The 11,363-nt window shown below is 63.2% G+C and carries 13 protein-coding genes; 1 reads left to right on the top strand and 12 read right to left on the bottom strand.

From position 1 onward, the window contains the following. Nucleotides 1-36 precede the first annotated feature (36 nt). The 10 genes from FHR23_RS04410 to FHR23_RS04455 all read right to left on the bottom strand — a co-directional run bounded on the left by FHR23_RS04410 (nt 37) and on the right by FHR23_RS04455 (nt 8,088). Entirely contained in the window at nt 37-438 is a 402-nt protein-coding gene (locus FHR23_RS04410) for a hypothetical protein (RefSeq protein ID WP_184001679.1), read from the bottom strand. Nucleotides 439-470: 32 nt separating this feature from the next. After that, a complete protein-coding gene (locus FHR23_RS04415) occupies nt 471-1,004 on the bottom strand; it encodes a demethoxyubiquinone hydroxylase family protein (RefSeq protein ID WP_184002175.1) in 534 nt (177 codons plus the stop codon). Then, complete coding sequence (locus tag FHR23_RS04420) at nt 1,004-1,495, bottom strand: disulfide bond formation protein B (RefSeq protein ID WP_184001680.1); 492 nt, start codon at nt 1,493-1,495, stop codon at nt 1,004-1,006. The genes FHR23_RS04415 and FHR23_RS04420 overlap by 1 nt, the downstream gene beginning before the upstream one ends. A gap of 15 nt (nt 1,496-1,510) precedes the next feature. Continuing rightward, a complete protein-coding gene (locus FHR23_RS04425; protein ID WP_184001681.1) occupies nt 1,511-2,830 on the bottom strand; it encodes a S41 family peptidase in 1,320 nt (439 codons plus the stop codon). 106 nt (nt 2,831-2,936) lie between these two features. Beyond that, on the bottom strand, nt 2,937-4,124 hold the full coding sequence (locus FHR23_RS04430; protein ID WP_246359680.1) for a murein hydrolase activator EnvC family protein: 1,188 nt from the start codon (nt 4,122-4,124) through the stop codon (nt 2,937-2,939). A 4-nt stretch (nt 4,125-4,128) separates the two neighbouring features. Beyond that, complete coding sequence (locus FHR23_RS04435) at nt 4,129-4,551, bottom strand: 23S rRNA (pseudouridine(1915)-N(3))-methyltransferase RlmH (protein ID WP_184001682.1); 423 nt, start codon at nt 4,549-4,551, stop codon at nt 4,129-4,131. Nucleotides 4,552-4,572: 21 nt separating this feature from the next. Further along, nucleotides 4,573-4,962, bottom strand: a complete 390-nt coding sequence (rsfS, locus tag FHR23_RS04440; protein ID WP_184001683.1) for a ribosome silencing factor — start codon at nt 4,960-4,962, stop codon at nt 4,573-4,575. 9 nt (nt 4,963-4,971) lie between these two features. After that, nucleotides 4,972-5,640 (bottom strand): nicotinate-nucleotide adenylyltransferase, encoded by a 669-nt coding sequence (locus FHR23_RS04445; RefSeq protein WP_221227342.1) that lies wholly within the window; start codon nt 5,638-5,640, stop codon nt 4,972-4,974. Nucleotides 5,641-5,647: 7 nt separating this feature from the next. Further along, the gene (locus FHR23_RS04450; protein WP_184001684.1) at nt 5,648-6,691 is read right to left on the bottom strand and encodes an aldo/keto reductase; all 1,044 of its coding nucleotides are present in this window, start codon (nt 6,689-6,691) and stop codon (nt 5,648-5,650) included. 113 nt (nt 6,692-6,804) lie between these two features. Next, nucleotides 6,805-8,088, bottom strand: a complete 1,284-nt coding sequence (locus FHR23_RS04455) for a glutamate-5-semialdehyde dehydrogenase (protein WP_184001685.1) — start codon at nt 8,086-8,088, stop codon at nt 6,805-6,807. 68 nt (nt 8,089-8,156) lie between these two features. Between FHR23_RS04455 and FHR23_RS04460 the strand changes: the two genes are divergently transcribed. Beyond that, a complete protein-coding gene (locus FHR23_RS04460; protein ID WP_184001686.1) occupies nt 8,157-9,218 on the top strand; it encodes a DUF3667 domain-containing protein in 1,062 nt (353 codons plus the stop codon). 3 nt (nt 9,219-9,221) lie between these two features. Here FHR23_RS04460 and FHR23_RS04465 read toward each other — a convergent pair whose 3' ends face one another. Further along, the gene (locus tag FHR23_RS04465; protein ID WP_184001687.1) at nt 9,222-10,826 is read right to left on the bottom strand and encodes a cisplatin damage response ATP-dependent DNA ligase; all 1,605 of its coding nucleotides are present in this window, start codon (nt 10,824-10,826) and stop codon (nt 9,222-9,224) included. 45 nt (nt 10,827-10,871) lie between these two features. Continuing rightward, on the bottom strand, nt 10,872-11,336 hold the full coding sequence (gene nrdR / locus FHR23_RS04470) for a transcriptional regulator NrdR (RefSeq protein WP_184001688.1): 465 nt from the start codon (nt 11,334-11,336) through the stop codon (nt 10,872-10,874). Nucleotides 11,337-11,363 lie beyond the last annotated feature (27 nt).

Consider the following 11,363-nt stretch of genomic DNA (forward strand, 5'->3'; position numbering starts at 1 on the left):
CGAAACGGCCCGATCGTATATGGCGAACGCTTCGCCTTATTCGGGCGGAATGGCGTCGTCCTTGTCCATCCGCTGTTTCGATTCGGCCGATCCCTGCTGGATCATCCGCGACAGGCATCCGGTCTGACCGCCCGGCCCGACGGTCGAGCAACTGCCGATACCGGTGGCGCCGGTATCGCTGATCCGTTCCACCTTGCGCGACCATGCCTGTTTCTGCGGCGGAATATCGCTGTCGCGCAGTTCCTTGGGAATGCGATAGCGATCCTCTTCCGGGCGGCGCGAGCAGACGACGATTTCATTGCCGTTCGCATCCGTCGGGCATTTGTCGTTGCCGTAGATGATCAGGACACCGTTATCCATCTGCGCCTGTGCGGGGACGGCAAAGACAAGCGGGGCGAACGCCGCCGCAGCCGCCGATACAATCCAACCTGCCTTCATATCGCTACTCCCGCCCGACCATCGGGCCTTGCCTATATATGCTTTGAAATCGCGATTGCAGCCTTGCACCCCAGCCGAATCAACCCGGCAAGTACCGGATAGGCGGGCGCATTCTCCGCACCCTGTTCCAGCGCGGTATCGCGATGCTCCAGTTCTTCCTCTCTGAATCGGGCGACCGCCTCGGAAAGTTCCGGGTCGCTGTCGCCCAATGCGTCAAGCTGTGCCTGATAATGGGCGTCGATCTCCGTCTCGACCGCCGCCGTGCAGGCCATCGCGGCTTCCGGGCCTATCGTCGCCGTGACCGCCCCCAGCGCAAATCCCGCATGATACCAGAAGGGTTGCAGCACCGTCGGGCGCACGCCGCGCTTTGCAATCATTGCGTCGAAAAAAGCACGATGGCGCTCTTCCTGATTGGCCATGCCCGCAATCGATCGTGCAGCAGGCGTGCGGTCGCCCATGATCGCCAGTTGCCCGGCATAGATGCGCACCGCGCCGAACTCACCCGCCTGATCCACGCGGACCATCGAATCCACCGGCTCACGCCGATCGCCCGGTTTCCAGCGCATCATGCCCGACGCCTCCGTTTCAGCAGCAGCGCCGCGATGACCGCCGCGCCGCCCAGCGAGAAAATGGCATTATAGCCCGCCAGCGAGATTCCGAACAGCCGCCATTGCGCCTCATCGCACCGCACCCAGGGCGCGTGCATGATCTGTTCCATATAATTGGTGCCCGGCGTGGCGGTGAAACTGGCGGTGCACGCCGTAATCCCGTTCCACCAGTGATATTCGACACCAGCATGAAACACACCGATCGCTCCACTGGTCGCGATTGCCAGTGCCGCCAGTGCCACCAGCAGCAATCTGAATGCACGCCCCGGCACCACGAAGGCAAGCAGCGCCAGTATGATCGCAGCATAGTGCGGCCAGCGCTGCCAGTGACACATTTCACACGGGATCAGCCCGCCCCAATATTGCGACCCCAGCGCACCTGCCATCAGTGCCGCGGGCAGCAGCAGCGCAATCCAGCGCGCCAGCCGGAAATTGCGATCAGATCCCATGCCGGAGACGCTCCCTTATTTGGCCGCAGCCGGTTTGCTCGCCAGCCGCGCCAGCGTTTCGACCGCATAGTGCAACTGGAAGTCCTTGATCCCTTCCTTCTTCAACTGCTCGGCGGTCATGTCGAAGCGCGGATCGGTCTTGTCGTCGCTTTCCAGCAGCGAGTTGTCGACCTTCTTGGTGTTGATCAGGTGCTTGCGCAGATCGACTTCCCGGAACACCGGTCGCGTCTTGTAATCGGGGTCGGAAAGCTCCGGCACGATGATATCGGGTTCGATCCCGCCTTCCTGCACCGACCGGCCCGACGGCGTGTAATAACGCGCGGTGGTCAGCCGCAGTGCGCTGTCGGGGCCGAGCGGGATCAGCGTCTGCACCGATCCCTTGCCGAACGTGCGCTCGCCCATGATCAGCGCGCGATGCTGATCCTGCAACGCGCCCGCGACGATCTCCGACGCCGATGCCGTCCCCGCATTGGTCAGCACGATCAGCGGCAGGCCGTGGGTCAGGTCGCCCGGCACATCGGATTCGGCATAATAGCGTTCGATATCGTTGCCGCGCCCGCGCTGCGACACGATCTCGCCATGCGTCAGGAACGTGTCGGACACTGAAATCGCCTGGCTGAGCAGACCGCCGCCATTATCGCGCAGATCGATGATATAGCCCAGCGGCTGATGCCCCAGCTTCTTCACGATCGCCGCAATCGCCGCGCGGGTGTCCGCACCCGTCGTGGCGGAGAAGGTGTTGAGGTTCAGGATGCCGACATCATCCTTGATTTCCCATTTCACCGGCTTCTGGACGATAATCTCACGCGTCAGCGTGACGTCGATCGGCTCGTCCCGGCCCGGCCGGATGATTTCCAGCGATACCTTCGTCCCCGGCTTGCCGCGCATCTTCTCGATCGAACTGTCGAGCGAGTCGCCATAGATCAGCTTGCCGTCGATTTTGGTGATGTAATCGCCCGCCTTGATCCCGGCCCGGTCGGCGGGCGTGTCTTCCGCCGGGGCGATAACCTTGATGACCCCGTCCTCGGCGGTAACCGTCAGGCCCAGCCCGCCGTAATTGCCCTGCGTCTGGATCTGCATATTCTGATAATCGAGCGCGTCGATATACGAACTGTGCGGGTCGAGCGCGGCCAGCATGCCGTCGATCGCACCCTTGACCAGCGTCTTGTTGTCGACCGGGTCGACATAATCCGACTTCACCTTGTTGAAGACGTTCATGAACAGGTCGAGTTCGCGATAGCTCTTGGTATCGACCTGGGCCATGGCGCTGGTGGAAACGGGAATAATCGCAAGCGCACCAACGATGGCAGTGGCCTGAAGCAAGGGTCGCAACATGAAGACGCTTTCAAAAACCTGTGTCGTAGGGTCGCCGGTGTAGCGACAAAAGCCGCGCGATCAAAGCATGTCCTGGCTGAACCGCGGGTGAGCGTATCCCCCGGCGTCAGCCGCCAAGCAGGCCGGTGATGTCGATCGGCTCACCACGCCGACGCAGTTCGACGCCGATGGTCGGATCATTGCCCGACGGCGCGTTGCCGATCGGCGCGCCCTGCGCCACCGTGTCGCCCTTCGCAACCGTTGTCGACGCCAGCCCCGTCACCAGCGTCGACCAGTCGTCGCCATGATCGATGATGACGATCGTACCATAGCTTTTGAACGGACCGGCGAAGCGCACCCGACCGGCTGCGGGCGCCACCACCTTCGCACCCGGCCAGGTCACGAAATGCAACCCGCGAGAGCGCACGCCATTGTCGGAAAGTTCGCCCAACCCGGTCACCAGCCGACCGTGAACGGGCAGGATATAGGGCGGCTTTCCGGCAGACGGCGATGTATCGGCATCGCCGCTCGACGGACGCGGCAATGGCCCCGGCAGTGTCGCCAGCGTGGCACGCGTCGTGCTGTCCTGATGCATCTCCTCCATCTTCTCGACAATGTCGCGCGCCTGTTCGCCCAGCGCGATTGCACGGTCGGATTCGAACAGCGCATTGCGGTTCAGGTCGCGCGATTTCAGCCGATGCTGCGCTTCCAGATCGAGCAGCGCCATACGTTCCTTTTCCAACGTGCGCCGACTGTCGATCAGCCCCGCCGCCGCCTGCCGCGCCTGTTCTCGCAGCGCACGCGTATGGTCGATCTCACCACGCACCTGTGCCGTGCGCTGACGGATGACCGGCAGCATGGTGCCCAGCATTGCGCGGACATGCACCATATCGTCGGTGCTGCCCGGTTGTACGATGCTGAGGATTTCCGGCCGCCGCGCCATCGATTGCAACGCCGCGACCAGCCGCGCGATCGGCCCCTGTTCACGCGCCAGCCGCTGCTGCTGCACGGTCAGCCGGTTACGGACAATCGCAATCCGCGCACGCGCCGCGACGATATCCGCCTGCGTCGCCTGTATTCGCGCATTGACGGCCGCGGTCTCTGCCTGCGCCTTCGCCGCCTCGTTACGCTCCGCCTTCGCTGCCTTTTCGAGTTGCGCCGAACGCGACCGTGCCTGTTTTGCCTCCTGCTTTGCCGTGCTCAGCCGGGTCTGCTGATCGGCAACGCTGTTAGTCTGCGCGGGCAGCATGGTGGCGGCTCCGGCCATCATGACCGCGCCGCAGATACCCAGTCCAAGGATGCGCCCCCGTCGCATCCGCCTATCCTTCGCGATGATAGGGGTGATTGGCAAGGATGCTCGTCGCCCGCCACAATTGTTCGGCCAGCATTGCGCGCGCCAGCATATGTGGCCAGGTCAGCCGTCCGAACGAGATCAGCAGATCGGCCTCCGCACGTTCGGCATCGTCGAACCCGTCCGCCGCGCCGATCATGAAGCGCACCTCACGCACGCCATCCTCACGCCAGCGGCCCAGAATATCGGCAAAGCGGGTGGAGGGCATGTCCTTGCCCTTTTCATCGAGCAGCACCGTACGCATCGGCGTTACGGGCGCGGGGATTTTGCCGCCGCGATCCGGCAGTTCCGTCACCCGATACGGCCAGCCGAGCCGCTTCAGATAGCGCTCGACAATTTCGCCTTCCGGGCTTCGCCCGATGCGCCCGCGCGCGACGATATGCAGCAACATGGGCGCGACCGGGAAAAAGCGTCAGGCGCTGGCAGCGTCAGGCGTTTCGCCGAACGACCACATCCGTTCCAGATTGTAGAAGCTGCGCACTTCCGGGCGGAACAGATGGACGATCACATCGCCGGCGTCGATCAGCACCCAGTCGGCGGTGGGCAGCCCTTCGATCCGGGGCGTCTGGCCGAACTTCGCCTTGATCTTCTCGGCCAGCTTGGCGGCCATCGAGGCTACCTGCCGGGTCGAACGACCGGATGCGATGACCATATGATCGGCAATGCTGCTTTTACCGGCGAGTGGAATCGATACCGTCTCCACCGCCTGATCGTCGTCCAGCGATGCCAGGACGAGTGCATGCAACGCGTCGCCTCCTTGCGGAGGTTCGGACGCGGAAGTCGCATTGGGTGACGTTGCCAAGGGTGTTTCCTAGCCTTTCGAAGCCATCGTGCAATTCGTGAAATGGGGCGGCGCAAAACGCCGATGCCAGGCAGGGTCGGCGGCGCGGATGCGGGTCGCCGAAGTCGGATCGAGGCGGAAGCGCATCAGCACGAGGGCCGGCAATCTCCACTTAGTCCAGTTCTTCGCCTGGCCTGCGGGCTGCACGAAGCGCCGCAGCCAGCCCATCGCAGGGCTTGCGAGGGCATCGCCATCATATCCCGGTCTGGCGGCAACCGCAATCGGAACGTCACGCGCAATTTTCCGCCAGTCGCGCCAGCGGTGGAACTGGTCGAGATTATCGCTGCCCATCAGCCAGATAAAGCGCTTCTTCGGGTAATGCCGGATGAGCTTGCGCAGCGTGTCGGCGGTGTAGCGCGTACCCAGCTTCCGCTCGATATCGCTGACCCGAATGGGTGCGTGCCGGGCCTGATACCGTGCCGATGCCAGCCGTGCCTCGAACGGCGCCATGTCGTGCGCATCGTCCTTCAGCGGATTGCCCGGCGACACCAGCCACCAGACCTCGTCGAGGTCGAGCGCGTGCAGCGCCTGTATCGAGATATGGCGATGGGCCGCATGGGCGGGATTGAACGACCCGCCCAGCAGCCCGATTCGCGTCGCGACGCCGTTGCGGCGTATATAGACCCCCTTTTTACGCAATCGTCCGTCAGTCCTTTTGCGCGGGCGGCGATCCCGCCACGGCGCCGCTACGATATTCCGACTGCCGCTCGATCATCCAGCCCGGATATTCCGCCGGCAACGCGCTTGCCGTGTCGAGCGCCGCCAGTTGGTCGTCGTTCAGCGTCACATCGGCAGCGGCCAGATTATCCTGCAACTGGTCGAGCCGCTTGGCACCCATGATGACGCTGGTCACATGCGGCTGGTGCAGCAGCCAGGCCAGCGCAATCTGCGCCATCGACACGCCATGCGCCTTCGCAATCGGTTCCATCGCGTCGAGCACGGTTTCGCCGCGATCCATATCGACCGGCGGGAAATCGAAATTCGCGCGCCGCCCCTCGGCGTCGTTCTTGCGATATTTGCCGCTGAGATACCCGCCCGCCAACGGGCTCCAGACCATCAGGCCGACGCCCTCGGACCGCATCATCGGCACCAGTTCGCGTTCCAGATCGCGGCCCGCCAGCGTATAATAGGCCTGCACCGTCTCGAACCGCGCCAGCCGGTCGCGTTCGGAAATGCCCAGCGCCTTGGCAATCTGCCACGCCGCCCAGTTCGACACCCCGACATAACGGACATCGCCCGCACGCACGAGATCGTCGAGCGCGCGCAGCGTTTCCTCAATCGGCGTCAGCGGGTCCCAGCCGTGAATCTGATACAGGTCGATATGATCGGTGCCGAGCCGCTTCAGACTGGCCCGCACCTGATCCATGATATGTCCGCGCGATGCGCCGCGCGCATTCGGCCCCTCGCCCATCGGACCCAGCACCTTGGTCGCCAGCACCACATCCTCGCGCTTCAGGCCGAGGTTCTTGATAGCCTTGCCGGTAATTTCTTCCGACAGGCCTTCGGAATAGACATTGGCGGTATCGATGAAGTTGACGCCCGCATCGATGGCGGCACCCATCAGGGTGTCGGCCTCGTCCTGCTGGACCTGGCCCACCGCCTTGAAGAATCCCTGCCCCCCGAACGTCATCGTGCCAAGGCACAGTTCCGATACCATCAGGCCGGTGCTGCCGAGTTGGGTATAGCGCATGGGATGCCTCCTTATTCTTGGGGGAAAGGAAAAGGGCGCAGCCGGAACCGGCCACGCCCTTTCAGATGGGAAGCGCTGGTGCCCGGAACAATGCCCGCAGCGCCAATTTCCGTTTACGGACGCGTCTGTCCGGTGCCGTACACCACCCATTTATAGGTGGTAAGCCCTTCCAGCGCGACCGGCCCGCGCGCATGCAGGCGGCCGGTGGAAATACCGATTTCCGCGCCCAGCCCGAACTCGCCGCCATCGGCGAACTGGCTGGAGGCGTTCCACATCACAATCGCCGAATCGACGGTTTTCAGGAATTTTTCGGCCGTCGCCTCGTCACCGGTGATGATCGCGTCGGTATGACCCGATGCATGTTCGGCGATATGCTCGATCGCATCGTCAACACCATCGACGAATTTCACCGATACGATGGGTTCCAGATATTCGGTGTCCCAGTCTTCGTCGTTCGCTGCCTTGATGCCCGCACCCAGCGCCTGCGCCTTCGCGTCGCCGCGCACTTCGCACCCGGCATCGGCCAGCGCATCGATAATCTGCCTGGGGTCGGCATAACCGGTATCGATCAGCAGGGTTTCCATCGCCCCGCAAACGCCGGTGCGGCGCATCTTGGCGTTCACCGCCACCGCGCGCGCCATATCGGGATCGGCAGCAGCGTCGATATAGGTGTGGTTGATACCGTCGAGATGCGCGAGCACGGGCACGCGCGCTTCGTTCTGCACGCGCTCTACCAGACTCTTGCCGCCGCGCGGCACGATCATGTCGATCAGCCCTGCCGCCGTCAGCATTGCGCCCACCGCCGCACGGTCGGTCGTCGGCACCAGTTGTACCGCGTCTGCGGGTACGCCGCCTTCGGCAAGGCCGCGCGTCAATGCGGCATGGATGGCACGGTTGCTCTCGATCGCTTCCGATCCGCCGCGCAGGATCGCCGCATTGCCCGACATGACGCACAGCACACCGGCGTCGGCGGTCACATTGGGACGGCTTTCGTAAATGATGCCGATGACGCCGATGGGAATACGCACCCGGCGCATCTTCAGCCCGTTGGGCCGCTCGCTTTCGGAAATCACCTCACCGACCGGATCGTTCAGCCCGGCCACCGCCTCAATTCCTGAAGCGATTCCCTCGATCCGGTCATCGTCGAGCTTCAACCGGTCGAGCATCGCGCCCGACAGTCCCTTGTCGGCAGCGCGTTGCATATCGATCGCATTGGCCTGCTTGATCGCGTCGGCATCGGCGCGGATGGCAGCGGCAGCCGATTTCAGCGCCTTTGCCTTTTCCGCGCTCGACAGTGCGGCCAACGTCCTGGCCGCGCTGCGGGCACGGACCCCCATATCGGCCACCAGTGCCTTGGGGTCCTGTACCTCGGTCAGGGTCGTCACGGTCGCATTCATTCAAAAAGTCTCCTGTTGTTTGCGTCATCCTACTCGATTTCAACGGACGACGCTGATATTCTATCCCGATGACCGGGGGGATCGAAGGGGCAGGCGATTTCGTCACCGGCGCGCTGATCGGACGCGCGCTGGAGCCCGCACATGGCGAAGACGGGGACGATCCCCATTATAGCGGCATCTGCCTCAACTGCGGCACTGCGCTGATTGGCGCGCATTGCCATCGCTGCGGCCAGTCCGGCCATATCCACCGTTCCGTCGGTGCCATCGGTCACGACCTTCTACATGGGGTCTTTCACTTCGAGGGCAAGTTATGGCGCACGCTGCCGATGCTGGCATGGCGCCCCGGTGAATTGACACGCCGCTATATTGCGGGCGAACGCGCACGCTTCGTATCGCCCATGGCGTTGTTCCTGTTTTCCATTTTCACGATGTTCGCGGTGTTTTCGATCATGGGTATTGCCCCGCCCGCTACCGTCAACACTTCGCCGAAAGTTGCGCAGGAACTGAACAAGCAGGCAAGCGAACTGACCGTGCAGCGCAAGGAAGCCGTAGCGGAGCGCGCAAAACTGGCCGCCGGCGATCCGCGTGCGAAGGAACTCGATACACGCATCGCCACCCTGAACGAAAATGAAAAGGGCGTGCGCAAAGTGCTGGATCTGCAACCCAGCGCCGACGGGCTGACAAAGGTGCATACCGGCTGGCACCGGCTCGACCACGGCATCGCCAAATGGGGCAAGAATCCGGGCCTGATGCTCTACAAGCTACAATCGAACAGCTATAAATTCTCCTGGTTGCTGATCCCGCTGTCACTGCCCTTTCTGTGGCTGCTGTTCTTCTGGAAACCCGGCATCCATCTTTATGATCATGCGATCTTCGCGACCTATTCGATTGCGTTCATGTCGCTGCTGTTCATCGCCATCACCATTGCGGGCGGGCTTGGCGTCACCAGCGGCTGGCTCAGCCTGGCGGGCACCGCGATCCCCGTCTGGCATATCCATCGCCAGCTAAAGGGTGCCTATCGCCTCGGCACCTTTTCCGCCGTCTGGCGCACGGTGGTCCTGATCGGATTTATCGGCGTCGTGCTGATCCTCTTCATCGCCGCGCTCGTCATGCTCGGGCTGGTCGGCTAACCGTCACACAATCAACGATTCCAGCGTTGCGATGGTATCGGCCTCCGCTGCCGGTTTGTCGCGCCGGATACGGCTGATGCGGGGAAAGCGCATCGCCAGCCCGGATTTGTGCCGTTTCGAATGGTGTACCGAATCGAACGCGACCTCCAGCACCAGTGTCTTTTCAACCTCGCGCACCGGGCCGAAGCGATTGACGGTATTGCCCCGCACGAAGCGGTCGAGCCATTTCAGCTCTTCATCGGTAAAGCCCGAATAGGCCTTGCCGACCGGCAGCAATTCGCCCGCCTCGTTCCAGCATCCGAAGGTGTAGTCGGAATAGAAGCTCGACCGCCGCCCATTACCGCGCTGGGCATACATCATCACGCAATCGGCGGTCAGCGGATCGCGCTTCCATTTATACCACAGCCCCACCCGGCGCCCGGCGACATAGGCCGAATCGCGGCGTTTCAGCATTACCCCCTCAATCGCCGCTGAGCGCGCACCTTCGCGCAATTCGGCCAGTGCTGCGAAATCCGCCGCCTCGATCAGCGCCGACACATCGAAATATTCCGGGTCCAGTCGCGCCGCAAACGCCTCCAGCCGACCGCGCCTTTGCTCCCATGGCAGTTCGCGCAGGTCCGCCTCCGCATCGAACAACAGGTCGTACAGCCGGACGAACGCCGGATAGTCGGCCAGCATCTTTTTCGACACCGTCTTGCGCCCCAGCCGTTGTTGCAGCGCGTTGAAGCTGGCGGCACCACCGCCCTCGCCCAGCGCATGTCCCTGCGCCTCGCCGCGCACCAGCAATTCGCCGTCGAGCACGCCGGGCGTCGCAAAATGCGTGGCGATTTCGGGAAACGCGCCGGTGATATCGTCGCCCGCCCGACTGAAAAGCCGCGTCTCGCCCGCGACATGGACCAGTTGCACGCGAATGCCGTCCCATTTCCATTCCGCCGCGAACCGGTCGAGATCGACCGTCCCGTCCTCCAGCGGGTGGGCGAGCATGAAGGGGCGGAATACCGGCACATCGGCGGGTGTCGGCTGCTTGCCCCGCCCCTCCCCCCAGGCGAAGATCGGTTCATAGGGTGGTGCCAGACCGTGCCACACTTCCTCGACCGCATCGACGTCCAGATCGAACGCATTGGCGAGCGCCGTCTTGGCCAGTCGCGCCGACACCCCGACGCGTAAGCCACCGGTCGCCAGCTTGAGCAATGCAAACCGTTCATTCGCCTCCAGCCGGTCGAGCATGGCGGCCAGCACGGCGGGCGCATCCGAACGCGACAGCGCGGCCAGCCGCTCGACCACCGCCGACAGGCGCAGATCGTAACCGGGCAAGGCTTCGGCACGCAGCGGTTCAGGTTCGGGCCAGAGCAGCGCCACCGTCTCGGCAGTATCGCCGACGAAATCGCGACTCATCGTGAACAGCACCGGATCGGTGCGCTCCTCGATCAGAGCCCGAATCGTCGATGATTTGACCGCGGGCAGGTCGAGGTCGCCGGTCAGCGCCGCCATCGCCCAGCCGCGATCGGGATCCGGCGTGGCGCGCAGATACTCGCCGATCAGCTTCAGCTTCGCATTGCGCGAACGGGTATAGATCAGGCGGTCGAGAAGATCGGCAAAGGCATGCATGGCGATCGTTTCAACGCCGAAACGCCGTCAAGGGTGCCATCACGGCTATTGTTTGGCCGCAACCTCGTTCACATTCCCGGCGAAATCCTCAAAATCCTTGGCCTCGCTGAAATCCTTATACACGCTGGCGAAGCGGATATAAGCAACCGAATCGAGCCCTTTCAGCCCGTCCATCACCAGTTCGCCTATGCGTTTGGAGGGCACTTCGGGATCGCCGCCGGTTTCCAGCTGCCGCTGAATGCCTGAAATCAGTTTCTCGATCTGCTGCGGCGCGATCGGGCGCTTGCGGCACGCGATCGAGACCGATCGTACCAGCTTGTCCCGGTCGAACGGTTCGCGCTTGTCCTCATTCTTGAGCACGGTCAGGTCGCGTAGCTGAATGCGTTCGAACGTGGTGAACCGCGCGCCGCACGCCTCACACTGCCGCCGCCTGCGGATCGCCGCGCCGTCCTCGGTCGGACGGCTGTCCTTCACCTGACTCGCTTCATGCGCGCAAAACGGACACCGCATTACTGTGTTTCCTGTTGGAGGGCGGCA

Source organism: Stakelama sediminis, assembly GCF_014199335.1.
Lineage (GTDB): Bacteria > Pseudomonadota > Alphaproteobacteria > Sphingomonadales > Sphingomonadaceae > Sphingomonas > Sphingomonas sediminis.

Excerpts from the sequence above, each read along its gene's own strand:
- FHR23_RS04450 (WP_184001684.1), bottom strand. The coding sequence starts at position 6,691 with ATGCGCTATACCCAACTCGGCAGCACCGGCCTGATGGTATCGGAACTG.
- FHR23_RS04435 (WP_184001682.1), bottom strand. The coding sequence starts at position 4,551 with ATGTTGCTGCATATCGTCGCGCGCGGGCGCATCGGGCGAAGCCCGGAA.
- FHR23_RS04420 (WP_184001680.1), bottom strand. The coding sequence starts at position 1,495 with ATGGGATCTGATCGCAATTTCCGGCTGGCGCGCTGGATTGCGCTGCTG.
- FHR23_RS04455 (WP_184001685.1), bottom strand. The coding sequence starts at position 8,088 with ATGAATGCGACCGTGACGACCCTGACCGAGGTACAGGACCCCAAGGCA.
- FHR23_RS04415 (WP_184002175.1), bottom strand. The coding sequence starts at position 1,004 with ATGCGCTGGAAACCGGGCGATCGGCGTGAGCCGGTGGATTCGATGGTC.
- nrdR (WP_184001688.1), bottom strand. The coding sequence starts at position 11,336 with ATGCGGTGTCCGTTTTGCGCGCATGAAGCGAGTCAGGTGAAGGACAGC.
- FHR23_RS04425 (WP_184001681.1), bottom strand. The coding sequence starts at position 2,830 with ATGTTGCGACCCTTGCTTCAGGCCACTGCCATCGTTGGTGCGCTTGCG.
- FHR23_RS04465 (WP_184001687.1), bottom strand. The coding sequence starts at position 10,826 with ATGCATGCCTTTGCCGATCTTCTCGACCGCCTGATCTATACCCGTTCG.
- FHR23_RS04460 (WP_184001686.1), top strand. The coding sequence starts at position 8,157 with ATGACCGGGGGGATCGAAGGGGCAGGCGATTTCGTCACCGGCGCGCTG.
- FHR23_RS04430 (WP_246359680.1), bottom strand. The coding sequence starts at position 4,124 with ATGCGACGGGGGCGCATCCTTGGACTGGGTATCTGCGGCGCGGTCATG.
- FHR23_RS04410 (WP_184001679.1), bottom strand. The coding sequence starts at position 438 with ATGAAGGCAGGTTGGATTGTATCGGCGGCTGCGGCGGCGTTCGCCCCG.